Origin of the sequence: Paenibacillus sp. FSL R7-0204 (genome assembly GCF_038002225.1) — a bacterium.
Lineage (GTDB): Bacteria > Bacillota > Bacilli > Paenibacillales > Paenibacillaceae > Paenibacillus_AQ.
This window is the reverse complement of sequence record NZ_JBBOCA010000001.1, coordinates 367669-391830: the sequence shown is the minus strand read 5'-3', so window position 1 is coordinate 391830 and position 24162 is coordinate 367669. Positions and strand designations below refer to the sequence as shown.

At 53.9% G+C, this 24162-nt stretch carries 26 protein-coding genes; 6 read left to right on the top strand and 20 right to left on the bottom strand.

The window, feature by feature from the left end; translation table 11 throughout:
• Nucleotides 1–8 precede the first annotated feature (8 nt).
• Together MKX42_RS01885 and MKX42_RS01880 are read right to left on the bottom strand one after the other, a co-directional pair.
• The gene (locus tag MKX42_RS01885) at nt 9–632 is read right to left on the bottom strand and encodes a hypothetical protein (protein ID WP_340750768.1); all 624 of its coding nucleotides are present in this window, start codon (nt 630–632) and stop codon (nt 9–11) included.
• Between the two features lie 6 nt (nt 633–638).
• Nucleotides 639–1211, bottom strand: a complete 573-nt coding sequence (locus MKX42_RS01880) for a hypothetical protein (protein WP_340750766.1) — start codon at nt 1209–1211, stop codon at nt 639–641.
• Between the two features lie 103 nt (nt 1212–1314).
• On the opposite strand from MKX42_RS01880, the gene MKX42_RS01875 reads away from it, so the two are divergent.
• Nucleotides 1315–1941 (top strand): pentapeptide repeat-containing protein, encoded by a 627-nt coding sequence (locus MKX42_RS01875; protein ID WP_340750764.1) that lies wholly within the window; start codon nt 1315–1317, stop codon nt 1939–1941.
• 635 nt (nt 1942–2576) lie between these two features.
• Here MKX42_RS01875 and MKX42_RS01870 read toward each other — a convergent pair.
• The 5 genes from MKX42_RS01870 to MKX42_RS01850 form a co-directional block, all read right to left on the bottom strand.
• Nucleotides 2577–2942 (bottom strand): GntR family transcriptional regulator, encoded by a 366-nt coding sequence (locus MKX42_RS01870; protein WP_340750762.1) that lies wholly within the window; start codon nt 2940–2942, stop codon nt 2577–2579.
• A complete protein-coding gene (locus tag MKX42_RS01865) occupies nt 2939–3595 on the bottom strand; it encodes an ABC-2 transporter permease (protein ID WP_340750761.1) in 657 nt (218 codons plus the stop codon). Before MKX42_RS01865 ends, MKX42_RS01870 begins: the two co-directional genes overlap by 4 nt.
• Nucleotides 3588–4442, bottom strand: a complete 855-nt coding sequence (locus tag MKX42_RS01860) for an ABC transporter ATP-binding protein (protein ID WP_340750760.1) — start codon at nt 4440–4442, stop codon at nt 3588–3590. The genes MKX42_RS01865 and MKX42_RS01860 overlap by 8 nt, the downstream gene beginning before the upstream one ends.
• A 72-nt stretch (nt 4443–4514) precedes the next feature.
• Nucleotides 4515–5771 (bottom strand): acyltransferase family protein, encoded by a 1257-nt coding sequence (locus MKX42_RS01855; protein WP_340750758.1) that lies wholly within the window; start codon nt 5769–5771, stop codon nt 4515–4517.
• A gap of 181 nt (nt 5772–5952) precedes the next feature.
• On the bottom strand, nt 5953–6423 hold the full coding sequence (locus MKX42_RS01850; protein ID WP_340750756.1) for a VOC family protein: 471 nt from the start codon (nt 6421–6423) through the stop codon (nt 5953–5955).
• Nucleotides 6424–6522: 99 nt separating this feature from the next.
• Here MKX42_RS01850 and MKX42_RS01845 point away from each other — a divergent pair, with 99 nt between their 5' ends.
• Nucleotides 6523–7434 carry a helix-turn-helix transcriptional regulator gene (locus MKX42_RS01845; protein WP_340750754.1) on the top strand — a complete coding sequence of 304 codons (912 nt, stop codon included), beginning with the start codon at nt 6523–6525 and terminating at the stop codon, nt 7432–7434.
• Between the two features lie 27 nt (nt 7435–7461).
• On the opposite strand, the gene MKX42_RS01840 is transcribed toward MKX42_RS01845, so the two are convergent.
• From MKX42_RS01840 to MKX42_RS01825, 4 genes are all read right to left on the bottom strand, one after another.
• The gene (locus MKX42_RS01840; protein ID WP_340750752.1) at nt 7462–8481 is read right to left on the bottom strand and encodes an alpha/beta hydrolase family protein; all 1020 of its coding nucleotides are present in this window, start codon (nt 8479–8481) and stop codon (nt 7462–7464) included.
• Nucleotides 8478–9128 carry a GNAT family N-acetyltransferase gene (locus MKX42_RS01835; RefSeq protein ID WP_340750750.1) on the bottom strand — a complete coding sequence of 217 codons (651 nt, stop codon included), beginning with the start codon at nt 9126–9128 and terminating at the stop codon, nt 8478–8480. The genes MKX42_RS01840 and MKX42_RS01835 overlap by 4 nt, the downstream gene beginning before the upstream one ends.
• Nucleotides 9125–9910 (bottom strand): MerR family transcriptional regulator, encoded by a 786-nt coding sequence (locus MKX42_RS01830; RefSeq protein ID WP_340750748.1) that lies wholly within the window; start codon nt 9908–9910, stop codon nt 9125–9127. Before MKX42_RS01830 ends, MKX42_RS01835 begins: the two co-directional genes overlap by 4 nt.
• A gap of 64 nt (nt 9911–9974) precedes the next feature.
• Nucleotides 9975–10865, bottom strand: coding sequence for a LysR family transcriptional regulator (locus MKX42_RS01825; RefSeq protein ID WP_340750746.1), 891 nt, complete (start codon nt 10863–10865; stop codon nt 9975–9977).
• A 146-nt stretch (nt 10866–11011) separates the two neighbouring features.
• Here MKX42_RS01825 and MKX42_RS01820 point away from each other — a divergent pair, with 146 nt between their 5' ends.
• Nucleotides 11012–12166, top strand: a complete 1155-nt coding sequence (locus MKX42_RS01820) for an MFS transporter (protein ID WP_445669292.1) — start codon at nt 11012–11014, stop codon at nt 12164–12166.
• Nucleotides 12167–12286: 120 nt separating this feature from the next.
• Here the strand turns inward: MKX42_RS01820 and MKX42_RS01815 are convergent, their stop codons facing one another.
• Both MKX42_RS01815 and MKX42_RS01810 read right to left on the bottom strand, forming a co-directional pair.
• Nucleotides 12287–13810 (bottom strand): malate:quinone oxidoreductase, encoded by a 1524-nt coding sequence (locus MKX42_RS01815; RefSeq protein WP_340750741.1) that lies wholly within the window; start codon nt 13808–13810, stop codon nt 12287–12289.
• A gap of 174 nt (nt 13811–13984) precedes the next feature.
• Nucleotides 13985–15193, bottom strand: coding sequence for a hypothetical protein (locus tag MKX42_RS01810; protein WP_340750739.1), 1209 nt, complete (start codon nt 15191–15193; stop codon nt 13985–13987).
• A gap of 301 nt (nt 15194–15494) precedes the next feature.
• Here MKX42_RS01810 and MKX42_RS01805 point away from each other — a divergent pair, with 301 nt between their 5' ends.
• Both MKX42_RS01805 and MKX42_RS01800 read left to right on the top strand, forming a co-directional pair.
• Nucleotides 15495–15809: a helix-turn-helix domain-containing protein gene (locus MKX42_RS01805; RefSeq protein WP_340750738.1), complete on the top strand. Its 315-nt coding sequence runs from the start codon at nt 15495–15497 to the stop codon at nt 15807–15809.
• Nucleotides 15810–15814: 5 nt separating this feature from the next.
• Nucleotides 15815–16747, top strand: a complete 933-nt coding sequence (locus MKX42_RS01800; protein WP_340750729.1) for an IS3 family transposase — start codon at nt 15815–15817, stop codon at nt 16745–16747.
• Nucleotides 16748–17069: 322 nt separating this feature from the next.
• Here MKX42_RS01800 and MKX42_RS01795 read toward each other — a convergent pair whose 3' ends face one another.
• Nucleotides 17070–17618, bottom strand: coding sequence for a pyridoxamine 5'-phosphate oxidase family protein (locus MKX42_RS01795; protein WP_340750727.1), 549 nt, complete (start codon nt 17616–17618; stop codon nt 17070–17072).
• A 150-nt stretch (nt 17619–17768) separates the two neighbouring features.
• On the opposite strand from MKX42_RS01795, the gene pdxR reads away from it, so the two are divergent.
• The gene (pdxR, locus tag MKX42_RS01790) at nt 17769–19199 is read left to right on the top strand and encodes a MocR-like pyridoxine biosynthesis transcription factor PdxR (RefSeq protein WP_340757597.1); all 1431 of its coding nucleotides are present in this window, start codon (nt 17769–17771) and stop codon (nt 19197–19199) included.
• A 22-nt stretch (nt 19200–19221) separates the two neighbouring features.
• Here pdxR and MKX42_RS01785 read toward each other — a convergent pair whose 3' ends face one another.
• The 6 genes from MKX42_RS01785 to MKX42_RS01760 form a co-directional block, all read right to left on the bottom strand.
• Complete coding sequence (locus MKX42_RS01785) at nt 19222–19488, bottom strand: hypothetical protein (RefSeq protein WP_340750725.1); 267 nt, start codon at nt 19486–19488, stop codon at nt 19222–19224.
• Between the two features lie 76 nt (nt 19489–19564).
• The gene (locus tag MKX42_RS01780) at nt 19565–19975 is read right to left on the bottom strand and encodes a collagen-like protein (protein ID WP_340750723.1); all 411 of its coding nucleotides are present in this window, start codon (nt 19973–19975) and stop codon (nt 19565–19567) included.
• Nucleotides 19976–20101: 126 nt separating this feature from the next.
• The gene (locus tag MKX42_RS01775) at nt 20102–20653 is read right to left on the bottom strand and encodes a GNAT family N-acetyltransferase (protein ID WP_340750721.1); all 552 of its coding nucleotides are present in this window, start codon (nt 20651–20653) and stop codon (nt 20102–20104) included.
• A 24-nt stretch (nt 20654–20677) separates the two neighbouring features.
• The gene (locus MKX42_RS01770) at nt 20678–21655 is read right to left on the bottom strand and encodes a phosphotransferase (protein WP_340750719.1); all 978 of its coding nucleotides are present in this window, start codon (nt 21653–21655) and stop codon (nt 20678–20680) included.
• Nucleotides 21645–22544, bottom strand: a complete 900-nt coding sequence (locus tag MKX42_RS01765) for an NAD-dependent epimerase/dehydratase family protein (protein WP_340750717.1) — start codon at nt 22542–22544, stop codon at nt 21645–21647. The genes MKX42_RS01770 and MKX42_RS01765 overlap by 11 nt, the downstream gene beginning before the upstream one ends.
• A gap of 167 nt (nt 22545–22711) precedes the next feature.
• Nucleotides 22712–24043 carry an SMI1/KNR4 family protein gene (locus MKX42_RS01760; RefSeq protein WP_340750716.1) on the bottom strand — a complete coding sequence of 444 codons (1332 nt, stop codon included), beginning with the start codon at nt 24041–24043 and terminating at the stop codon, nt 22712–22714.
• Nucleotides 24044–24162: the final 119 nt, after the last annotated feature.

Genomic DNA, 24162 nt, shown 5'->3' with positions numbered 1-24162 from the left:
CCAATACATCAGCTAGGCCCTGATTGCCCATGGATCACAAGTCCATATTGTCTGACCATCCACGAGTTGCTTAAATCTTCAGCCGCAGCACGGCTTATGCGTGCAGAGGGCTTCTGTTCCTCCATCGCCTCCGGGTCTTGCGCCGAGAAGCGGAGAGGCTTGGTCATTTTTTGAATAGAGCTGGTAATTTCCTTGTACAGGGCATAGCTTAGCGGCTTGTGCTCCCGGACATCCTCATAGAGATAATACTCCCCTTGCTCATCCTGAGCATTGACGCGGTGCCCCTTAGGGCAGGAGATCAGAATACAGGGCAGCTCGTTCTCTGCCCATTGCCCGTGATAGGGAATAGAAATCCCCTCATTTCTCGCAAAAAAACCAAAGCTCTCCGTATCCGGCAGAACCGACATCGAATAGATGAAGAAAGGGCGGACCCCGCTCTCTTTTTCCGCAGCTGTATAATATTGATAGAAGGCGCGATACATCTCCACTACCTGATTCTGATCATGCTCTGTATGGGTATAATTGGTTAAATAGTACCGCACCTGCGTTGGCTCCAGAAGCTCTACGACTCTCTTAAGCTCCTCGGGTGTGATGAAGAAGCGCAGCTTGTAGAATCCGCTGTTTTTTAGCATCTTCTTCTACCATTCATACGTAACAAAGCGTGCTCTGAGCGTCTCTTCATACGGTAACCATTCCGCATCGCTCCATAGAGACATTCCAGTAATCTCGGACAACCGCTCCACCGCTTGCTCCGGGCCCGTAAGGCTGGTGAATCCGCCGAAGTTCTCCTCATCAGCTTGCATGCCGAGCACCCGCTGGATATATTCGTCTGCTATACGCTCTTCCCGCAGCTGTTCATACTCCTCCCGGGTCCACGGCTCACAGAAGATTCGTTCGGCCTGGATCTCCCCCTGCTCAAAGAACGACAGCTCGAAAATCTCCTCATTCATATATGCCACCGTCATCACCGGCTCATCCAGCAGCCCGGACAACGTTCTGCCTACCTTTTTCACCGTACCCCATACGAAATAATCGTGAAGCACGCTGATCCAGCCCTCATTACTTTGGCTTACATAGATAACGGCCTTACGCTCCGGCGCCTCAGGATAACCCAGTACTTTGCCATGCTTGCTGGTCAGCTCTTGTAAGGCTTGCAGGGTCTTCTCCAGGTCACCTGACTTGATATGCAGATTTGCAAACGATCTTCCCACGGGTGGATGGCCTCCTTTAATGGCTTGTCTATAGTTACTTGGCATACTAACATATAAACTAGATTTCATTTATTTTACCAAATTAATGTAAGGAGGGGCTACCTTGAATAAGAAATTCCTCTTGGCCAGATGGCAGGACGACCAGCTCTCTGAAGTGAACCGCCGTCTAGCCGCGATTTCAGGTAAACATAATCTCCATCAACAAGACCGCTCCTTTCCCCTCTCCCCTTATGGACAGACGGAGGCAGGACTGGAAGATTACCGGGGAGTTACTCTGATAGAGAGCATACAGTACCTCACTCTACAGGGCATTGATTTCTCTTATTCACGCTTCGAGGATGCGGCAAGCCTCAATACCTCAACGCTTACCCATTGTTGCCTGGACGGGGTCAAGCTGGACAACAGATTCGTGACCCATACCTTTGGCCACTGTTCCTTCCGGGGAGCGAAGCTGAATGGTGCCAGAATGAGCAAAGAGTTCCATGATTGTGATTTCACCGGCTGCAACTTAAGCAAAGTGATTGCAAATGATGTATCCTTCACCCGCTGCCGCTTTGATGACGCCAACTTCCGCAGTGCCTTATTATTGTATTGCCGGTTCGAGGAATGCAGCTTTGAGGGGGCGCTGTTTCAAAACGGCTCGATCGCCGGAAGCCGCTTTGCGGGAGAGGCCCGCTTGCTCCCTGAGTGGGGGAATACGATACTGGATCATGTCAAATTTGAGGAGTGATGCAGGTATACAGCACACCCCTCCACTATTTCCAAGGTAGGGGTGTGCTGATATAAGCCTGACCATAGTTCAAACTCTACAGGTTCGCTTTTAGTAAACGAAGTAGCTTCAATTTTCACTCTCCCAAATCTTTGTAGTGGAACAGTTCCCTCACTATCATTAAAGATAGGATCATAGCCCGCCACCGGGTCCCATTTTAGTCGGTTTTTCGATTACATTTGGCCTTCGCGCCAATCCCGGTCCCACTGTAGTCAGTTTTTCGATTACATTTGGCCTTCCCGCCAATCCCGGTCCCATTGTAGTCGGTTTTTCGATTACACTTGGCCTTCGCGCCAATCCCGGTCCCATTGTGATCGGTTTTTCGATTACATTTGGCCTTTGCGCCGTCCCCGGTCCCATTGTGATCGGTTTTTCGATTACATTTGGCCTTCGCGCCAATTCCGGTCCCACTGTAGTCGGTTTTTCGATTACATTTGGCCTTTGCGCCGTCCCCGGTCCCATTGTAGTCGCTTTTTCGATTACATTTGGCCTTCGCGCACCCACGCCCTGCTCTATTAAAAGCATACTCCCTAACAACAAACAGGCTTTTCTGCTCCCATTGGAAGAGGGATCGCGAAAAGCCTGTTTCGGTGTACTTAGTAAATCTTCCCCAGCAGCGCGGTCACTTCATCAAGCGTAAGGCCAAAAGACTTGTAATACTGAATGTCGCCCTCCATCTGCTTCAAGACCATCTCGTTACGAATCCGCAGCATCTCATCCGGTGAGAATTCGGCGACAAAGCAGCCTTTGCCAGTTACCGTGTGGATCAAGCCGCTCCGCTCCAGTTCCTCCCAGGCCTTCTTCACCGTGATGACACTGACATGCAGCTCCAGGGCAGCCTGCCGGATGGGGGGTAAGCAATAGCCGCTTTCCAGCTCGCCACCAAGAATCTGTGCGCTGATCTGTTCGTGCAGCTGCTGGTAGATCGGCTTGTCGGAGGTGCTGGAGATCGTTACGTTCATAAGATCTCCACTTTCAGGAATCTTCGTACCGCAATCCGGTAGGCAAGCAGGGTGAAGGCTGCGAAAATAAGGATGCCCCCGATCAGAATCGAGAACTGAAGCGCCGTATTCTCGGTCCCGGAGCCGTAGAAAATGCCGTGCATCCAGCTATTCTGAATTCCGGCCCATTGGACCAGGCCCGCGAACAGGATCGCCGCAGCCGTCGATGCAGTCGTAGCCGCGCCATACTTATATGCCGTCTTGTAGTACATCGAGATAAATATAAGGTTGAACACCGCCAGCATAATGAAGCACAAGCCCCAGAAGCCCATATAAGGCGGAAAGAAAATATAAGTCATCTGCGGATACAGGCGAAACGTAAAGATACTGAAAATCATGGCAATGAGCAGATGCATCAGCTCAAGAATGACAATCACAGCTATTCTGGACTTCACGATGTCTGGTTTGGTCACAGGCATCATCGTGCTGAATATGAGATCATTCTGGCTCTTAAATCCTCCGAACATGTTCGGTACGGTAATGAAGCAGAAATACATCGGGACGATAAAGTAGACCCAGCCCGGAATGAGCATCAGACCGCCTAAAATTACAGGTAATGCGAAGAACCAGGGATTAACGCCTAGCTTCAAATCCTTCAGCACCAGATTATACATATGCACCCTCCTTTTTGGCAAAGTAGATCATGATGTCGTCGAGAGTCGGGATGGCCGTGCTAAACGTCCAGGCGGGATCAAGATCCCGGGTATGGATCAATCCGGTGAAGCCGAAGGAGTTGATTTTGCAGGAGATCAGCTTCCCCTTCACTTCGTTAAGCTGCGACTCGCTGCCGCTAAGTAACCGGTACGACTCCTTGAACTCGTTCTTCTCGCTACTTGCCACAATCTGCCCTTGCTCAATGAAGGTGATATAATCCGCACAGCGCTCGAGGTCAGAGGTAATATGCGTGGAGAACAGAATGCTGATCTCGCCGCCCATGATAAGCTCCTGGAAAATATCCAGCAGATCGTCTCTGGAGACCGGATCGAGTCCGCTGGTCGGCTCATCCAGAATCAGCAGCCTGGCGCCATGCGATAAGGCTAGAGTCAGGCTGTACTTCACCTTCATCCCGGTGGACAGCTCCGCTATTTTTTTATTCTCATCCAGCTTGAACCGGTTCAGATAGCTGTAATACGTCTCGTCACTCCAGTTCTTATAGAACTTCTTCGTAATACCCGTCAGCGTCTTAAGCCTGCTGCGTGTATAGAAATCGATATCGCCGAAGGCGCAGCCGATGTCCTGCTTCAATTCTGTTTCATGTTCAGCGATGTTCTTGCCCAGAATGCTGATCTCGCCGCTGTCGGCCTGAACCATATTCAGGATCGATTTGATCGTGGTGGTCTTGCCCGCACCGTTGACCCCGATGAAGCCCATGATATAACCCTGCTCCAATTGAAAAGAGACGTCTTTAATCTGAAAATTAGGATATTTTTTATTTAAATTCCGGATATCTAAAGCCAGCATAACTAACCCCCTCAACAAATTGTGTATTCCGTGTATACACAATGTATCATGGGGGTTATGAAAAAGTCAATCCTATGCGGCTGTAGACGATGAGGACTCCTTCGGCTTGCGCCGGAAGAACGGCTTGCCTTTGGACCAGTTAATGAACGGCTGTTCTATGGCGTAATACGAAATAGTGGCCGCTGCGTAAGAGATGACCACAACAGACATACTGATGCCCAGCCAGCGCCACACATCCCTGACCCCGGAGTAATGGAAATCCTGGAGGCCATACTTCTCGATCAAGGTAATGAACAGGTAGTGCCATATGTACAGGCCGAATGACACCTTGGCCGTAAACCGGAAAAAGCGGTTATCCAGCATGCGCCCGGCGTACCGGCTGAACGGTGCCGAGAACAGTACGATGCCGAACAATATAGCATAGACCGGGAACATATACGGCTGCTGTTGGAGACTGAAGTCGAATTCGCCTGCGTGGCGCATTCGCCAGATCAGGAGACCGGCAAGACCCAGAGCAAGCACTGCGGCAGCATCGAACACGCCCAGCCTGCTGAGCCGTTCCACTCTGGTACGGCGCTGCAGCAAGGCATTCGTTATGCCTGCCGCCAGAATCCCAATGGTGAAGTGGCCGAAGAACCCGACCGGATTGTAATTCGGCATCCAGAATTTCGCACCGCCGACCTGGCCATAGTCCCAGCCCCGGCCCTGCTCGCTTGGAGTAAACCAATGATGAATGAGGGCATTGGCAGCAAGCACCAGCCCAAATACGGCGACCCAGAACAGGATCGCCTTACCGAAGGAATGCCGCTTGCCGAGCATGAATAACACTGCCATGAAGAGTGGCATCAGCAGGTAGCAGAATACCTCGAAGCTGATCGACCAGAGCGGCCCGTTCAAGTCGGAGGGGAAGAACGTGGTGTAGTGGAAGCCCGATGTGAAGGTGAAGGCTGTGACAATACGCCGCCCTAAGTACTCCATCGGAATATCCAGCCTCCAGGTCAGGAACAGACACACCAGCAGGGACACATAGAAGCCGGGCATGATTCTCGCGGCACGGCGTAGGGTGTACGTCCGCAGGCTTGGATATGGATCGTTATTCAGATACGCACTCCAGAAGGGGAACGACAGCAGGAAGCCGCTTAGCAGAAAAAACAAGCTGACCCCGCTGTTCCCCAGAAGCAGCACGGATTGCAGCTCCTGGAGCCAGGGTTTTTGTGCGGGCATGATCAGCTTTTGCGACAAGTGATGCAGGATGACTGACAGGCAGGCGATCGCACGAACGCCATCCGCTCCAGATAACCGGGTATTGCTCAGACGAAGGTTTGACATCAGCTCAACTTCCTCTTTTCACCAATGATTCCTGAACGGATGGCCGCCAGCAACACAACCACCACAGCTGTAAAATCACTACTCTTATTCGCTTAGGCGATATACACCGGTATCAGGTACTCCTATCTTTCAATACATGATGGATAAATCCTTCCACTCTTCCGCATTCTGCCAAAATATTTCAGAGCTTGCCCCGGCTGGCCAGCACATTATCAAGGAATTGCACGGCATCACTGTTGAATTTCCACCCCACACCATACTGATCCACCAGCAAGCCGAAGCACGAAGACCATGGTGTAGCGGATAAAGGCATGATGACATGTCCGCCCGCAGACAGGCCCTTAAAGTACGCTTCCAGCTTCTGCTTGTCCTCAATGACCAGGCTGATCGTGAGGTTGTTCCCCTTCACCAGCTCTCCCATTACCGCTTGCATCGAGGGCAGAAGGTCGGACATCATAATTTTGCCGCCTGCGAATTCTATAGAGGATTCCATAATCATCGCTGACTCCTTGTCCGACAGGGGATAATTCGGGTCCTGCGGCATATCTCCGAATTTGACCTTTTTCACCTGGGTGGCCTGTAGAGCCTCTGTGTAAAATGAAATCGCCTGCTCGGCAACACCACCGAAATTAAGATAAGCAATAGCTGACATAGAGCATAACCTCCTTCGTAAGATAAATGTAGTATAATACACGATAGGTGACGGCAGTATGTCACCGTTTCGTACTCAACTCAAGAAAGAGGGAACCGGATGGACAAGGTGGAGCGGCTGATTACCATCATCATGATTCTGCTCAAAAAAGACATTGTGCCCAGCTCAGAGTTCGCCCAATTATTCGGCGTGTCCAAACGGACGATTCTCCGCGATATGGAGACGCTCAGTCTGGCGCACATTCCGATATATGCCACACCCGGCGTGCAGGGCGGCTACGGTATTATGGAAGAATACAAGATGGACAAGCGGCTGCTGAGCAGCTCCGACCTGGAGAATATACTGGCTGCACTCGGCGGTCTGGAGCAGCTCATGATCAGCGAGGACGTGGCCATGACGCTGCGCAAAATAGAAGCGATGGTAAGTCCCATCGCTCCTAAGGGGTCAGTTCAACTCTCCTTCTATGATTGGGCGGGCCGCGCGGAGCTTGCCGGAGCCATGAAGCTCTGTCAGGAGGCCATCGCCGGGAGCTGGCTGCTGTCCTTCGGCTACACCGACAGATCCGGCACTCCGACTACACGGACAGTGGAGCCCTACCAGCTTCATTTCAGTGAATCGAGCTGGTATCTGAAGGGCTTCTGCCTGGAGCGGATGGGGGCACGGATGTTCAAGCTCTCCCGGATGGAGCAGCTGGAGCGGAAGGAACAGACCTTCAGCCCCAGAGCGGATATGCTGAATCAGGCACGGGAGGCTGAAGTTCCGCCGCAGTTAACCGAAGTGAAGGCGCTGATCTCGCCGGGGATTAAGGATCAATTCATTGAACGTTATGGCCGCAAGAGCATCGAAGCCTATAACGCGGAACAACTGCTGGCTACGTTCTATATTCCGCAGCACCCGATCGGATATCAATTCCTGGCCGGCTTCGGCACCCATCTGGAGATTATGGAGCCGAAGGACTACCGTGAAGAATTCCGTAAGTACCTGCTTGAAATGATGAGCCGGTATACGTAGTAATTACGGTGTTAAGGGAGCGGGCTGCTATTCCAGCTCCTTAAGGAATTCCCCAATCCGATCCATATAGCCTGGAACTGTAATGTGGCGCGGGGCGAAGAGGCTGATCATGAGCGCTCTGAAGCTGGAATCCGCCGTCTTCTTGCTCAGCATCGAATGCTCAGCCTCCGGGAAGACCGCCACGCTCAGCAGCTCCGGCCGGACGAGCTTGCGGTACACCTGCTCTGTCTCCTGCCAGTCTACATGAATATCCTGCTTGCCCAGCAGCAACAGCACCGGGGAATGGAATTGCTTAAGATCCTCCCCGGCATCCGACAGGTAATTCTTGCTGACAAAGGTCCACCGCTCCCGCGTCATCGGGTCATCTTCCTTCACTACAGCCAGATAGTCTTCATAGCTCGCCTTCCGCGCCAAAATCTCCAGAACCTCGTTGTTAGATGCCACTTCCGCTTGAATCTCTGCTTCCGATTTCCCTTCCTGCAGCATTTGCTGCCGGGTATGATAGGCACCCTGGCGCAGCCAGTTAATAGCCGGGGAGACCAGGATGCTGAAAGCGAGCGGCTCCTTGCCCGCCAGCTTGGGAATCACCCAGCCTGCCTGACTGGCGCCCCACACCCCGATCCGGTCCGAATCGATATTCGGCTGCTTCCGGGCCCATGCGATAGCCTCGCGGGCTTCCTCCACCCGGTCATCTATACTCTGATCCAGCCAATCGCCTGCGGAACCGCCGATCCCTCTTTTATCAAGAGACAAGGAGGCATACCCCAGAGTGGCTAACCGCTCCCATAGCGGCTTATATCCATCATCATGCGAGGCATTAATCGGCCCGTCTCCATGAATGAAGAGGACTAATCCCAGCTTGCCGGAAGCGGAAGACTCCTTAGGCAACACCAGCGTTCCGGTCAGCTTGCCTTCGGGCGACGCAATCTGGATGGCCTGCTCCGTCATCGCAAAACGGTTCTGCTGCACGATATACATTCCTGCCCCGCCAATCAGCAAAAGCACTACGACACATAAATAAATCCAAATTTTCTTGTTCCTCATCATTTCTCTATCTGTCCCCCTTCTTGGGCCAGGACCATGTATTCCCATGTCCGTTCGCCCAATAATAAGTGCAGGAGCTGCCTGTTCTGACGGGCACTTGTCTGAAAGAACAGCCGCTCATAGAGCTGTCTGGCCCGCGGATTGCTGGCTGCAACATGCAGGCCGAGGCGGTCCAGGCCGGGATCGGCAGCCACAACCTCCCCGGCCCATCCGAGCAGCAGCCGGCCTATGCCTTTGCTGTGGTGGGCCGGATGAACCGCCAGATCGGTAATATAACACTCGCCGGCCTCGGGGTAATGTTCAAGTGTCGCCAGACCAGCCAGCAGCCGGACCATGCCGCGTCTCCTTAGCAGAGGGAATACAGCAGGCAACGCGGGCAGCAGCTTACCCCTTACCTGCTGATCCGCCGCAGGCTTATATTTCATCCCGATGCTGCCAATCACCTCTCCCTGCTGCAAGGCGACGCTTCTGAGGACGAACGGTCCGGCCGGAGCATAGTCGAGCAGCGCCTCCAGACCTTCAGCCAGCACATCCCCGCTGAGGTGCAGCCGCCTTTGGAACTTGGCTTGGAACGCCTGGGCCAGCAACCGGCTTACCGGCCGGTTATACTCCGGCCGCATCGGCTCTATCGTAATCGGGGCTGCGCTCATAAGGAAACCGTCCCTTGCGCAGGTGCTCCCGGCTGAATCAGCGCCTTCAGCTCATAGTGCAGCTTGCCCGGAGCGAACAGCGACAGATACGACCGTTCAATCACCACCAGGGGTCCCGCCAGCGGAATCGCTTCTGCGGCAGCATAGGTGAAGAGACCGTCACACTGTTCTTCAAGCTCCTCTTCCTGCATCACACATTGCAGCGTCAGGTACTCACCAGCCGGAAGAGTCAGATCGCCTGGAGCCTGCCCCTCCAGATATAGGGCCACGGTAGCCTGCTCCTCCGCCACATAATAAATATCCGACTCGAACAAATCTTGTATCCCTGCTGCCTGCTCCGCAAGCAGTGCCGCACTGAGCTGACTATACGAATCCAGCTGCAGCATCCGGGAGAGATGGACTTCAGGCTGCAACACCCTCTGAAAGGGCTCCGCCTGCGAGCTGTAGCTCTGCTCCTCCTCCAGCATCTTGCGGATGAACTGCCGCAGCTCCCGAAGACGCGCCAGCTCCTGTTCAATGCCTTCGAGAGAGTGCTCCAGCAGCCCGCGATGCTGCTCCGGACTATAGCCCATACATTCATTAATCGACTGAACAGGCACTTCAAGCTTGCGGAGCAGCAGGATATGCGCGAGCTGATACACTTGATCCATACTGTACATTCTGTACTGATTCTCACCGGTATAAGCAGGCCCCAGAACACCCTTCTTTTCAAAATACCGGATCTGGTGGACCGACACATTCATTAGCTTGGCCAGTTCACTAATCGTTATTTCACTTCTCATTCTAATCACTCCCCGGACTGCGGCTTGGAATATCTCTACGATACACCCTAGGTCTGACCTAAGGTCAAGGGGAGGATTCGAGATCCCGGGCCAGACGGATAAAAGCCTCAATTGCCGGGGAGAGCCACTTCTCCTCGTGCCAGAACATTTGGGTGGCAAAAGATACTGCGGTCAAATCCCACGGCAGGGAGACCAGCTCCCCCCGCTTCAATTCTTCGCTTACGGCCATTTCAGGCAGGATGGCGATGCCCATCCCCAGCTTCGCGCATTGTTTGATCGCCTCTGCACTATGAAACTCCAGCTCCGTGATACCCGCCATCCCCTTCTGGGACAGGCTGCGTTCGAAGAAGCTGCGGTAGGAGCACCCCTGCTCTGTCAGCAGGAAGGTCTCGCCGTGAAAATCCTGGATAGCCAGCGCCGGACGCGATGCCAGCGGATGATCGGGAGCAGCCAGGAGGCAGAAGCGCTCGTCTCTTATTTTTTCTCCGCAAAATCCGCTCTCGCCCTTCACTTCATCCAGCATGAAGATCACATCGACATCCCCGTCCCGCAGGCTCTGCCTGAGGCTTGGACTCACGAGCGGCAGGAAGATCAGCCGGACCCCGGGGTGGAGCTGCCGGAAGCGTTGCAGCACGGCGGGAAGCCGGTAGGTGCATAACGTCTCATCTGCGCTGATCACGATGGTGCCTGTCAGCTCACCGGGCTGCTTGAGGGCATGCTGCGCCTCCTCCACCATACACAGGATGTTGTCTGCATAACGCAGGAACGTTTTTCCGGTATCGGTTAACGTTACATTTTTGCCGAGCCGGTCTACCAGCTTCACCCCCAATTCTTCCTCCAGGGCCTTCATTTGCATCGTAACCGTTGAGGGAACATAGTTCTGCGCTTCGGCGGCGCGGGCGAAATTAAGCGTGGAAGCCAGCGTATAGAAGGTTCTAAGTTGGCGCAATTCCATTCGATGTCACTCCTTCGTTCAAAAAAAATGAACGTTTCATTCAGAAACGTTTCTTTGACTTAACCTTAACAGCATCGTAGAGTGATGACAAGAACGGCGGCCGATTCCGTTATGAATGTACAAGGATATGAAACCACAAGGAGCGAATGAACTTGAATAACCGATTGACGATATATATTCTGGCACTTGCCGTTTTTCTGATCGGGACGATTGAATACATTATTACAGGTGTGATTGAGATGATTGCCTCAGATCTGGGCGTATCCACCTCCGAAGCGGGGCTGCTGGTGACTGTATTCGCGCTGTCCGCAGCGATTATTGCACCGGTGCTCATTGCACTGACTCTCAATATGGACCGCAAAAAGCTGCTGCTGACCGCCCTCGGCGTATTCATTGCCAGCAATGGGCTGATGCTTCTGAGACTGCCCTATGAAGCTATGCTAGGGGTACGGGTTATTCAAGGAGCAAGCGGGGGCATAGCTACTGTAGTCGCCATGGCTGTAGCTACAAGGCTCGTGGAGAAGGAGCGCAGAGGCAATGCGATTGGCATTATTCTGATGGGACTCAGCAGCTCGCTGGTTCTGGGCGTACCGGCCGGCACTTTTTTCAGCGGATACTTTGGGTGGAGGGCTCTGTTCATCATCGTCGGGGGGCTCAGCCTTATTCCGCTGTTCATCATCTCAGCCAAGGTCCCTGCCATAAAAGAAAAAGAAGCCGTCACCCTGAAGATGCAGCTCTCTGTGCTTAAGGATTCCAGAATTGTTACCGCTCTGGCGATCAGCTTATTGTATGTAGGGGGTTACGCTACACTCTTCACTTATATTACCCCTTACCTGCAGGCCGCATCCTCTCTGTCTGTCACCGAAATTAGCGGGGTGCTCTTCCTGGCGGGAGTCTGCAGCTTCATGGGCTCCAAGTTAGGCGGGCAATTGGCCGATTCTAAAGGATCGAAGTTCACCATTATCGCAGGACTCCTGTTACAGGCAGCCACGCTCCTCCTGTTCGCACTAACGGGCGTTCCTGTGATCTTCCTCCTCCTGATCCTGATGATCTTCATGCTGGGGACCTGGAGCATCTCCCCTGCACAGCAGCTCCTGCTGGTCACCCTGGTTCCCCGGAACCCGGATATGGCCCTGAGCGTAAATACATCCTTCATCCAGTTCGGATTCGCGCTGGGATCGGGCTTAGGCGGCTATGTGATCAGCCGTACCTCTGTGCTCCACCTGAACTGGGCGGGCCTCGCCGCTGTGGCGGTAGCTCTGATTCTGGCGATCCGGCTGTTCAAGACTCATAAGGCTTGATCGCCCTTGAAGTACTCAGTCCGGGAGATGAACACAGCAAGACAAAGAGGCTATCCCCGGGGATGGCCTCTTTGCATGTATATAAGAGCTGGCTGGTGGTCAGCCGCACGCTCTCTATGGCTATAGATGATTGACCGCGGCCGGCGGCTCATGCCCATCTGTTCCATTCGTCAGGCCCAGCGTGTGCGCTGCAGAAGCATGAATGTCGTTCAATAGCTTCGGGTTAGCGGACAGGGACATGCCGTAGGCAGGAATCATCTGCTTGATCTTCGGCTCCCAGGCCTTGATCTGCTGCGGGAAGCACTTGGTGATGACCTCCAGCATGACAGAGACGGCTGTTGACGCCCCTGGCGAGGCTCCCAGCAATGCGGCGATGGAGCCGTCCGCACTGCTGATCACTTCCGTTCCGAATTGAAGCATGCCCTTACCGGCCGCTGTATCCTTAATAATCTGCACCCGCTGGCCCGCCACCACCAGCTCCCAATCCTCGCTGTTCGCATCCGGGATGAACTCCCGCAGCGCTTCCATGCGCTGTTCTTTGGACAGCATGACCTGCCCGATCAGATATTTGGTCAATGACAGGTTCTTCGCTCCTGCTGCAAGCATCGTAACCAGATTATCCGGCTTGACCGAGGTAATCAGATCGAACATAGAGCCGTATTTCAGGAACTTAGGCGAGAAGCCGGCAAACGGCCCGAAGAACAGGGATTCCTGCTTATCGATCACCCGGGTATCCAGATGCGGAACAGACATCGGAGGCGCACCCACCGCAGCCTTTCCATACACCTTGGCATGATGCTGGGCTACAATCTCCGGCTTCTTGCAGACCATGAACAGTCCGCTTACCGGGAATCCGCCAATCTTTTTGCCTTCCGGGATACCGGATTTCTGCAGCAGATGCAGACTTCCTCCCCCGCCGCCGATGAAGACGAACTTGGCGTTATGACGCTCTGTCACGCCGCTGGCGAGATTCTTCACCTTCAGCTCCCAGGAGCCGTCCTGCGCGCGCTTCAGGTCATCCACCTGATGATTATATCTGATATCGGTGTTATTGCTCTGCAAGTGGTTGAACAGCATACGGGTCAGGGCGCCGAAGTTCACATCCGTTCCCGAATCGATTTTGGTCGCCGCTATCGGCTGGTCCAGCTTCCGGTTCTTCATCATCAGCGGAATCCATTCCATCAGGCGCTTTGGATCATCGGAGAATTCCATCCCTTGAAACAGCGGGCTATTTGAAAGCGCTTCAAATCGTTTTTGTAAAAATGTAACATCCTTCTGCCCTTCCACAAAGCTCATATGTGGCACAGGAACAATGAAATCCTGCGGATTGTGTATTCGTTTCTGGCTCACCAGATAGGACCAGAATTGCTTGGAGAACTGAAATTCCTCGTTCACCTTAATCGCCTTGCTGATGTCAATCGATCCGTCCGGCTGCTCTGTAGTATAGTTAAGCTCGCAGAGTGAAGAATGCCCCGTTCCCGCATTGTTCCATTCACCTGAGCTCTCCTCCCCGGCACCCGCACGCCGCTCAAACACGGTTATTTGCCAATCCGGTACTAATTCCTTTAACAATGAACCAAGTGTTGCACTCATGATTCCAGCACCAATTAAAATAACGTCTGTTTTTGTTTGTTGGTTGCTCATATTATACCGTCCTTCTACCCTACGATTTGCAGGAAGGATGCAGACACTCCTGCTTAGGCGCCATAGCAAGCCAGCGCGGACCAGGTCACACACCGTTTGGATCAATCCTGATCCTAGTTTATCACTAATGAAACTAAATTTTAAGATTTATCTTATTTTTTATAAACTTTTTAGTTAATAATCACGGGCCGCATCGAACCAGCTCTGCGCCAATTCCTCTGTTATAGGCTGCCCGATCTGGTGCTCTGACTGGCTGAGCTGCCATACGGCTTCGCCAAGGTCTTCCCTCTCGGTAGTCTCGATGCCCTTCAGTGAATTGAAGCACAGGGTGAAGGCGGTAATGGCTGCTTCCGCCTCTTCAAGATTGCGGGCCTCCGCCATATCTGCTTGTGCAGTATCGTAGGCTTCGTTCGCCAGCTTGGCGAGACGCTTCGGCCAGGCGGAGAACGGGCGGCCGTACTCACTCACCCACCACTCGGGCTTCCTCAGCTGGCTCACCGACGCATACTCATCCCAAGGGCGCACCTTGGCGCGCGCCTTCATCTGCTGCCGCAGACGTTTGCCTACGGCCTCCTCGACATTGTAGGCGATGAACCGGTTCAGCAGCGGCCATGTATCCAGGGAAGGCAGGCCTTCCAGCTCCGGCATGAAACGGAGCTCCAGGCTGGTCAGCCCCGTCAGGCGGGCAAGCGCCTCCAGATCGCAGAAGCTTCCCCACAGGCTGAGCGACTCCAGGTTCGGGAATTGCTCCAGGCCGTCCAGCGAGATGGGCTGGCCCAAGGGCGGGCTATTCAACGCCAGAGTGGTCACCCCATTCAGCACGCCGAGGTCCGGCAACCGGTAAGGCGCATCGCTCTTGCGCCGGTTCGTGTCCGGCACCAGGCCCAGATAAGCCGGCAGATGGCCGGAAGCCGAGAAGCGGGTCAGATCACCAGACAAGCTCAGGTTGTACAGCTTGTCCGGCAGGACCAGGCTCAGCTGTCCATTTGCCAGAGGACCCAGTCTGATACCCAGGGTATAGATATCCGCCTGACTACCGTCCAAGGATGCACCCTCCGGCAGCACCGGGGTCCAGCTTATAGTCTCAATAGGCCGCCGCTCCGCCCACTCGAGGAACCCCGCATCACCGCCGGTATAGCTTATATAACGCGGCCATGGCGAGCCGGCCGGGGTGGCGAAGGGCTCGAAGACGGACCAGTTGATGCGCTCTTCCGCAGCGACCAGCACCTCCGCTGGTTGCTTCAAGCCCTTGGGGCCGATCGATAAGCTGCCCATACCGGGCTTGCGTTCAAGCGTGTGGCTGCCGGGCCCCGTCAGATCAAGGACATACCGTCCGGGTTCTGTAATCGGAGCCGGGGGAAGAGCTTGGTTATCTGTGGACATTTGCTTCATCCTTTCTGCTCGATCCTACCTGTATTCTCGATCCTACTAATATTCTCTATACTACCTTTGTTTGCTATATTAACTCAACCATACGATATCCTGGGGCTCACAGCAACTTTGCCGGCCCTCTATCCTCGCTTACATTTGGTCCACACGCCCTCACCCTGCCCATTGTGATCGGTTTTTCGATTACATTTCCGTCCATCCCCCCCTCGCGGCGCATTGTCTCCACAGCCCCCTAATGAAGTTGGAGTCCTCCCCCACAAAAATGTAGACTAGAGATAGGAGGAGGATGAACGGTATGGGACACTTAACAGGAACAAGAGAGAAGGCAGCGCAAGAGGTGTTATCTGGCATTAAGGCGGCGGTGGTTGCCCGAAAGTATGGGGTGACTCCGTCCACGGTGAATCAGTGGGTGAGGGATTACCGGGAAGCCCATGGAGAACAAGATCATCCGTACCCCCAGGAGCAGGTAGAGGAACTGAAGCGCCTGGTAGAGGTCGAGCAGAAATATGAGAAGGCGGTCAAGATGCTCGGTGAAAAGGAGTTAGAGATTGAGATTCTGCGTGAACTGCTAAAAAAGCCAACCCCTGCTTATCCGAAAAAATCGAGGTAGCCGAGATGTTCATTAAGCAGGGATATTCCGCAGCGTTGGTACTACGTCTCATCGGGCTCGCAGAGTCCACGTACTACGACCGTAAGAAACGCAAGTCACAGGATGCACAGGCCGTACTCCAGGGGCGCGGAAGACCCGTACCCGGCTACTCTCTGACCGAGTCTGGAGCGAAAATTAGCGACGAGGAAATCCAGGAATGGCTGCTAGAATTAATCGCTGGAGAAGAGCACGTGTACGGATACAAACTGCTGGCCAAGTGCTTGTGGAACCAGCACCGTTTAAAGCTCAATCACAAGAAAAGTTACCGGCTGTGTCAGGCGCTGGATATCCTGCAGCCGCAGCGTCACAAGCGTTTTAAGCATCCCCGGAAGCTGCCGGAGAACCGGGTCATTACCGGAGCAGGCCAGCTCTGGCAGATGGACATTAAGTACGGGTACGTGGCGGGCCGCGACCGGCATTTCTTTGTCCTGAGCATTATCGATGTGTTTACCCGTGTCATCGTCGGCTACCACCGCGGATCGTCGTGTGAGGCCAAGCACGCCTGCCAGACGCTGGGACGCGCCATGGAGCAACACTGCGCCCCTGACAGCGCACGCCCGGTGATCCGCACCGACAACGGCCCACAGTTCGTCAGCCATCTGTTTGGCGACATGTGTGAAAGCTGGGAAATGACCCATGAACGCATTCCGCCTCGAACGCCGGATTTAAACGCTTTTATTGAATCGTTCCACAGTAATATCGACCGGGATTTGTTCCGCAAAGAGGCCTTCGACACGTTCGAAGAGGCCTATGAAGCGGTGGATCGGTACATGGACTTCTACAACAACCGCAGAATGCATACGAGCCTTCGGAACATGCCGCCAGCTACCTTTGCGGAGTGGGTCCTGACCCAAGAAGACCGCTCCCGCTTCTTCTGGCCGAGAGAAAAAGCGAAATAAAGAGCATATCTACGACAAGTACCGATTTGATACGGAGGACTCCGGGATAAGGGGGTCGCACCGTTGTAATCGGTTTTTCGATTACATTTGGCCCACGCGCCCCCACCCGGCCCATTGTAATCGGTTTTCCACTTACATTTCCGTCCATCCCCCCCCTCGCGGCGCATTGTGATCGGTTTTTCGATTACATTTCTGTCCGCGCGCCCCTGCCCGGCCCATTGTATTCGGTTTTCCGATTACATTCGCCCATGCCATAACGCGAACAAGCCCGGGCCGTTACCGGCCCGAGCGCTCATTCTCTATTCAGTTTGGAGTGCAGACGTCACACGCTCTGCCCATCATTCGTCCCTGGCTTGTACATACTCTCTGCTTCAACCGGATTCTCTTTGGCTGTCAGATGCTGCGGAGTGATCCGGTACACTTGTACGGGCCCGCCGTACACAGCCGACCGGTATTTCTCAACATGCTGCTTGGACAGAGGCCGGTTATAGTATCCGGGTACATATTTGTTCATCATCTCCTGCAGGACCTCCGTAGCTTCATCCAGATCCGTCACCGGCTCTGCCTGCCCAAATACCATCACGCTCATATAGGCGGTATCCGTCTTGGCGGGCACGGGGTTCGTGATGGTTCCGTATTCCTCACAGACCGTGAAGCATATCTCTGAATTCTCACTCATCACCTGATTGCGTCTTCCATCTCCGGCCCCGTGGATATACAGCTTCCCGCCCATCCATACATAGTTAAGCGGCACAACATAGGGGAGATTCCCATCCGCTAATCCCAAGAACCCAATTCTCGCCTGCTTCAAAAACTGTTCTATCCTCGCCTCATCCTTACATTCCCTAACCTTGTAACGAACCGGATTCATATCGAACCCTCTCCTCCCCGCGTCCTCCGCGTATACGTTATTCGGTAGTATATCAACTATTGGACTGTGCTAAAATATCCAAAGAGGACGGTTCCGAGCAATCCATAATTAAGACACTGTACCAAAACAACAACCGGGAGGGGATTCCTTATAATGTTCGTCAACCGTAACGACGCAAGTCCGATCTGGCAGCAATTGCTGAATCAGGCCATTCATAATATTACACAAGGCATCTGGGCGCCGGGCGAGCTGCTGCTCCCTTCCCGTGAGCTCGCCGAGCAGCTCGGGGTATCACGCTCCACGGTGCAGCTCGTCTACGAGGAGCTGCTCAGCAGAGGGTATACCGTAACCTCCCGGCGGGGCGGAACACGGGTAAGCCATTGGAACCCTGTCACCCAGACAACCCGGGAGATCATACCAGAAGGACCCGTTCCTCCATCGCTTCCCCTGCTGAACTCAGCGGTAGATCAGCTGCAGGACTGGTTCGGAGGCCATCAGCCTCAAGGGGTGGAAATTGATTTCACCCCCCATGAGCCTTATGTGGACAGGACCTTCCAGAATCAATGGCGGCAATCGCTGCTTCACGCCTCCGCTGCAATGGAATTATCCGATTGGTCCTACGGCAATCCGTACGGTCTCCTGCCGCTCAGGGAACAGATTCAGCGTTACTTGCTGCTTGAGCGGGGCATATGGGTTGAGCCCGATCAGATTCTGTTGACCTCAGGAGCGCAGCACAGCCTTGACCTGATTGCCCAATCCCTGCTCACGGAAGGAGATACCGTCTCTGTGGAAGATCCCGGCTTCCCTGCGGCCTGGATGGCGATGAATTACCGGCGGATGCGCGTAGCATCTGTGCCTGTAGACGGGCAGGGTCTTGTGGTTGACCAGATCCACCCCGAATCCCGGCTCATCTTCGTGACCCCTTCGCACCAGTGCGCCATAGGCTCCGTGATGTCAGAGCCGCGCAGGCAGCAGTTGCTGCATCAGGCTGTGCAGGACCAGCTATGGATTATAGAAGATGGCTATGACAGTGAATTCCGCTACCGTGGCGACCCGCTGCCCACGCTCTATAGCCAGGCGCCGAATAATACCCTGTATCTGATGAGCTTCTCCAAAATGATCGCCCCGGCCATACGCATCTCGGCGATTATCGGCCCGGCACGGGCCATTGCCCAGTTGGCGCGTATACAGGAGCTGACCTACCGCCACCTTCCGGTGATGGATCAGCTCACTTTAGTACACTTCATCCAGAAGGGTCATTTCATGCGCCATATGCGCAGAGTCCGCAATGTGTACCGCCGCAGACATGAAGCCATCACCAAGGCGATAACGTCCAGTGGTCTAGGGGAGCGGTTCATCCTGAGCGGAGCAGAGACGGGGCTGCATGTATTCCTTGAGGCGGAGCCAGACTGCGACGAGGAAGCCGTGACCCGGTTAGCCCTGGAGCAGGGAATCCGGGTATATCCGCTTGCCCATTACTGCCTTAAGAGCCGCAGGAAGGGTTGGGTGCTGGGATTTGCCAAGGTGGATGAGAACTTGATTGAGCAGGGGATTCACCGGCTGGCCCGGCTGCTCTTATAAGCGTGCTAAGTTAAGGCTTGTCCTAGCTGAACAGTGAAGTAATGCCCAGTCCAGCGAACAGAAGCAGTCCGATTCCAAGCAGAATGCCTCCCATCAGCGAATACCGTACCTCCCGCTGGAACGATGCTGTGCCGGGTCCACCCGGTGCCGGCGTACCCGGCTGGGCCACACTCTCCAGACGGGTACGCCGGCCTGTGCGCCGCCGCTGATAACCAATAATCAGTAACACTACCCCCAGCAGACTCAAGAAGCTGCCAGGGTAGACGAATGCCATCCACAGGTTGTCCATAGTACACCTCCCTGTCCGTGATCTTGATCTATACTTAACCAAGTCACGGTACGCCAAACAGGGAGATGCAGCCAGGCTAGAAGCAGGTGAACGAGCTAACCCGGTTCAAATCAACGCCGTAGTATCCCCAGAAGAAGCCATTCCATCTGAAGCCTGCGACCGAATTACGGCCCACGAATACCGGGTAGAACCAGAACTGCTCACCATTGTTCAGCCAGATATAAGTGTTGCGGAACAGGCATCCTCTAATGCCCCCGGGGTCAACCGCATAAGCCGTGACCGCTGGTGCTTGCGGTACGAATTGCGGCGGTGGCGCCGTCGGTGCGGCTACTCCTCCCGGCGCACCCCCGGGCGTCCCCGGAAATCCCCCAGGCCCTCCGCCTGGTATCCCTGGAATCCCCGGCCCTCCCGGCAAGCCTGGTCCACCCGGAAATCCCGGTATCCCCGGAAATCCTCCGCCGCCTCCCGGCACTGGTATAAATCCCATATCCATCGCTCCTCTTTCGCTTCATTAGGCATAATCATCATATGCATTCGCGGAGAAGATGCCTGGGCGGATGCCCAGCTGGAGTGGGCTTTTAACAGCATCTTGCCTAGCGGAGGGTAATCGGCACTAGAGCTCCTTTTTTACGCGGCCATAATAATCCGACAGCTCGAACTCCTTGAGCGGAATATACCCCTGCCCTGTAAGAACAGCCCTGCGCTCTACCGCAGCGCCGATGGCTTTGGTCATGATCCATTCCACATCGAATGCATGGTAGAAATACTCCTGCGCCAGCTCCAGGACAGCACTCAGCACCTCTTCCTGCTCATATACGCTCATCACATCTACGCGCAAAACGCCATGCACCCCATAGCCGGGAGCCTCCCCGCGGTTAAACATCTCCACCGTTCCGATGATCTCGTTAGTAGGATTCCAGATGATCGTCATGCGGACAAACTGCTCCGTGTCATAGCTGTACCTCCAGAAATCAAGCGCCTGCTTCATCCGCTCCGCTGTGGGATAGTAGAATGTATCGCCGTTACAATTATCCGCGTTGAATAAGGGTACCGCCTTCTGATCCCCGTAACAGTTGAGCAGACCTGCAACATCCTCCTCTTGCACAGGCCGCAGGGTGATCTGTTCATTTTTAAAGACAGGACAATGCTTATAGATGGTGTACATCCCCGTCCTCCTCCTCATGGATCATCACACTATATCATAAGAGCGGAACTCACTAATGAAATCCTCCAGCCAGTCTTCCGTGTAATCCAGCGCGCCGCTGTCACTGATGAACTCGACATCAAGTCCCATCACCCACAACCGGCGGGCAATCATAAACAGATCAATTGCAGATTCATCTTGTTCGGAGAAGTCTCTGACCGAGCGGTAGCCCGACATTAACGCCTGCCACAGCGGTTCCTTCTTCTCCTGCGGCAGACGTTTTCTGTGCCGGACCTGGGCCAAGTCGTAGGCTCGCCAACCTTGTGCCGCCCATTCAAAATCATAATGCGTGAACGTATCGCCCTCCTGGAAGGCATTGTTATTCCCGTGCAAATCTCCGTGGCAGATGCCCCAGTCCAGGCCCGGACTAGCAGCATTGATCCGCTCCGTTAATGCCCCGGCGAACTCGCGCAGGTACGCAGCTGAGCGGTGTCCCTCACCGAGATAATCCACAATACGGTCCAGCGGCCGGGAGATCAGAGCGCAGGTATCCAGATCCGGTCTAGGCAAATCTAAGGAGACCCTGTCCATGGCAGCATGCAATTCAGCAGCAGATTTTCCGAAAGAAGCACATGATTCCTCATCATGCAGCACGTTCTCAGTGCCTGTCAGATAGCTGTAAATCACGGCAACTCTCGGGCCCTCCGGCGCATCGATGACCGTATATAAGCTGCTGTTCTTTTGAGGCAGGGGAACGGAAACCTTTGTATTTACTGCGCTTAATTGGTGTTCCAGCTGTGTCAGGAGAGACAATTCATAGACAACATCACTTTCAGCTATCGATTGGCGGTAGATCCGAAGAATATAAGTGCCTCTGCCGGTACGGATTCTGTAAGTATCGTTCAAGCCGCGTAACCAGAACAGGCAATCTCGCCAATCTCCAATGTCGTACAGAGGACTAAGGCAATATTCCAAATACTTTGGATCTAGAACGGAACGCATGGCCTTCGGTTTATGATACATTTCGCTCTCCCCTAGCTTGCTGCTCCAGCCGGACAACGGTCTCCTCGAACGTTTTGACCGGGCTGTAGCCGAGCTCGTTTTTTATTTTGTCGCAGCTATACGCCGTTCTTATGGGGTCTCCGCCCGGTATAACGAACTTCTTGTTCAGGGCAAGACCGATACGCATCGTAAAATCTTTTTCCGGATAATTTCCGTCAATTGCGTTATAGCACTGGTTCCCAGCCGCAGGCTGCGTCGCTGCCAGTACACACATCTCAGCCAGGTTGTCCGCATGCACCCAGGGCGTTAAGTCCTCTGGATGAATCCAGTCCACTTCCCCGGAATCAGCAAGCTTAGTGATCAGTCGGTCGCCCCAGTGCGAGTTGGATTCGGAGCAGATCACTCCAGGACGCAGGATCACACTTGTCAAACCGTTAGCCCTTGCAGCTTGTACGATCCGTTCCGATTCACATTTGGTTGAAATGTATACCTCCCCGTGGCCGAAGGCAAGGCTTCTAGCTTCATCCAGCTCCACCTCTCCATCAAAATGACCATAGACCGATACCGTAGAAATATGCACGAAGCGCTCCACTCCCGCAGATACAGCACCGTCAACCAGACTCTGGACCCCCTGAACATTGGACGCCTCGGCAGTTGCCCGATCCTCCCCCAGATACGCCGCAGCGTGAATAATAATATTCACATTCCGAAGCGCTTCCGCGATAACAGCTCTATCTGTCAAGTCTCCGATGACGGGTGTAATGCCGAGCTCTTCACATAGCGCGATCTGGTCCCTATTTCGGATAAGCCCTTTGACCTCCGCTCCCTCGCTAACACATTTTCTGGCAATTTTATCTCCTGCCGTGCCCGTAACGCCTGTAACGAGAACGACTTTATCTCGAAGTCTCATGGGAATTCTCCTATTAGAATATTGTTTTATTTGCATAGTCTAACTTTTCTTATTAATCGTACAATACACCATCTTCAACCAGTATTAGCTTAAATGAGGCTCGGAGACAACAGTTGGATGAGGCGGTGAGGTCTACATCTAATCTGGAATAGATCGCCCCCATCCGCTCAGCCCAAATAATCATCCGGCAGGTGCAGCTCCCGCAGGCAAGCGGTGAATTTCTCCCTGAAATTAGGATTTCCTTTGTATTCGGGCCATATCGCCTTATAGTAAGGCAGCAGCTTCTCATGTGGAATAACGTCCCAATGTGAAATGGAGCTGCGCAGTACCTCTGTACCTCCGGTACGGAACATCTGCTCAATGATCTGCCAGCTCTCCTGCTTATTCCCGCAGTCTCTCACGGCATAGATCGCAGCCGTCTGCATAACCAGGCTGGTATGGCACAGGAAGGGTGCGAAATCGCGGAGGTTCACAGCATCGCAGTCTTTTAGAATATAACCGGCATAACGCAGAGTTTCCGCATCATTAATCCCTTCAAGCCTCTCAAGCCTCTGCCGGATCAGCGGAATGAATTCGGTCCGGTCCTCATTCTTGCCGTAAGTATGCAGAATGGTTAAGGCGCGGAGCGCTCCCTCAGCATCATCCGACTGTAGCAGCTTCTGCAGATAGGGCCTGCCCGCCGCAAAGGACGTTTTGCAGAGCAGCGAGATGGCTGTTGTGGAATCCCGGGGGCTATGCTCCGTCACATGCTTCAGGAATTCCAGGGTCGACGGGGCGATTCGCTTGAACTTGAACATGGCCTCCAGCGCCTTGGCCTGCAGCTTCCCGTCAGGAGTGTTCCGATACAGCTGAATAAGCGTATTCTCGTCACCCGGCAGCCGGCTGCCAAACCATGCGTTGTCATAATCCAGAATAATCTCATCCAGCCAGCGCTCGTACCAGTCCAGGAAGTTATCTTCATAGACGAAGAAGAACGGGCGGTCAGGGAAAAATTCCGAGGTATACACAATCCTCCCCCGGTGCTCCCCTTCCAGCACGAGATACATCTCATATTCGCAGCCCTGGGTGCCGATACACAGCATTCCGCCAAGCGCCTTGTTTCTCGCTTCCTCGTACTCTTCATCCGAGATGTCCCGCTCCCCCGTCAGAGGCTCCGTCAATAGATTCCATTCCTCTGCGGTCATTCCGGGATGAAGCGCCGCCCGGCCTTGGAGTGCCGGAAGCTCGGTATAGGAGGTGGCCTGTGCAAGCGGATAAATCCCGTAATACGGTCCGGCCCCGCCGTTCCCGATCTCTGTCAAGAACCGGGCGAACGGTTCAGGAAGCCTGATCCCATATTGTGCCTCCCAGTCCGCCAGCTCGCCTGCTGTAAGCTTCTCTTTCAGCTTATATCGATGCGATGAAGCCCCAAATTCCGCGAACTCCGCATCCTTGCACAGGGCCTGCTCCAGCTTCGTCCTGATCCGCTCAAGCTGATCAGCCTGCTTCTCTAATTCCATGATGATCCCTCCTGCATATTCAAAGAATGTCACATAATGGCCTGGCCGATTGTCTTCCATCATATCACACCCTGCATATGTTCCAGGCTCCTCGTTTATTAGACAAGAATAAGCCCGCC

Bases quoted from the DNA above. Each gene is read 5' to 3' on its own strand.
- MKX42_RS01840 (WP_340750752.1), bottom strand. From the start codon at position 8,481: ATGATGAGGAACAAGAAAATTTGGATTTATTTATGTGTCGTAGTGCTT.
- MKX42_RS01775 (WP_340750721.1), bottom strand. From the start codon at position 20,653: ATGTACACCATCTATAAGCATTGTCCTGTCTTTAAAAATGAACAGATC.
- MKX42_RS01780 (WP_340750723.1), bottom strand. From the start codon at position 19,975: ATGGGATTTATACCAGTGCCGGGAGGCGGCGGAGGATTTCCGGGGATA.
- MKX42_RS01795 (WP_340750727.1), bottom strand. From the start codon at position 17,618: ATGAATCCGGTTCGTTACAAGGTTAGGGAATGTAAGGATGAGGCGAGG.
- MKX42_RS01810 (WP_340750739.1), bottom strand. From the start codon at position 15,193: ATGTCCACAGATAACCAAGCTCTTCCCCCGGCTCCGATTACAGAACCC.
- MKX42_RS01855 (WP_340750758.1), bottom strand. From the start codon at position 5,771: ATGTCAAACCTTCGTCTGAGCAATACCCGGTTATCTGGAGCGGATGGC.
- MKX42_RS01830 (WP_340750748.1), bottom strand. From the start codon at position 9,910: ATGAGAAGTGAAATAACGATTAGTGAACTGGCCAAGCTAATGAATGTG.
- MKX42_RS01850 (WP_340750756.1), bottom strand. From the start codon at position 6,423: ATGTCAGCTATTGCTTATCTTAATTTCGGTGGTGTTGCCGAGCAGGCG.
- MKX42_RS01845 (WP_340750754.1), top strand. From the start codon at position 6,523: ATGGACAAGGTGGAGCGGCTGATTACCATCATCATGATTCTGCTCAAA.
- MKX42_RS01885 (WP_340750768.1), bottom strand. From the start codon at position 632: ATGCTAAAAAACAGCGGATTCTACAAGCTGCGCTTCTTCATCACACCC.
- MKX42_RS01765 (WP_340750717.1), bottom strand. From the start codon at position 22,544: ATGAGACTTCGAGATAAAGTCGTTCTCGTTACAGGCGTTACGGGCACG.
- MKX42_RS01870 (WP_340750762.1), bottom strand. From the start codon at position 2,942: ATGAACGTAACGATCTCCAGCACCTCCGACAAGCCGATCTACCAGCAG.
- MKX42_RS01835 (WP_340750750.1), bottom strand. From the start codon at position 9,128: ATGAGCGCAGCCCCGATTACGATAGAGCCGATGCGGCCGGAGTATAAC.
- MKX42_RS01815 (WP_340750741.1), bottom strand. From the start codon at position 13,810: ATGAGCAACCAACAAACAAAAACAGACGTTATTTTAATTGGTGCTGGA.
- MKX42_RS01805 (WP_340750738.1), top strand. From the start codon at position 15,495: ATGGGACACTTAACAGGAACAAGAGAGAAGGCAGCGCAAGAGGTGTTA.
- MKX42_RS01825 (WP_340750746.1), bottom strand. From the start codon at position 10,865: ATGGAATTGCGCCAACTTAGAACCTTCTATACGCTGGCTTCCACGCTT.
- MKX42_RS01860 (WP_340750760.1), bottom strand. From the start codon at position 4,442: ATGCTGGCTTTAGATATCCGGAATTTAAATAAAAAATATCCTAATTTT.
- MKX42_RS01865 (WP_340750761.1), bottom strand. From the start codon at position 3,595: ATGTATAATCTGGTGCTGAAGGATTTGAAGCTAGGCGTTAATCCCTGG.
- MKX42_RS01800 (WP_340750729.1), top strand. From the start codon at position 15,815: ATGTTCATTAAGCAGGGATATTCCGCAGCGTTGGTACTACGTCTCATC.
- MKX42_RS01785 (WP_340750725.1), bottom strand. From the start codon at position 19,488: ATGGACAACCTGTGGATGGCATTCGTCTACCCTGGCAGCTTCTTGAGT.
- MKX42_RS01770 (WP_340750719.1), bottom strand. From the start codon at position 21,655: ATGTATCATAAACCGAAGGCCATGCGTTCCGTTCTAGATCCAAAGTAT.
- MKX42_RS01820 (WP_445669292.1), top strand. From the start codon at position 11,012: ATGAACTTGAATAACCGATTGACGATATATATTCTGGCACTTGCCGTT.
- MKX42_RS01760 (WP_340750716.1), bottom strand. From the start codon at position 24,043: ATGGAATTAGAGAAGCAGGCTGATCAGCTTGAGCGGATCAGGACGAAG.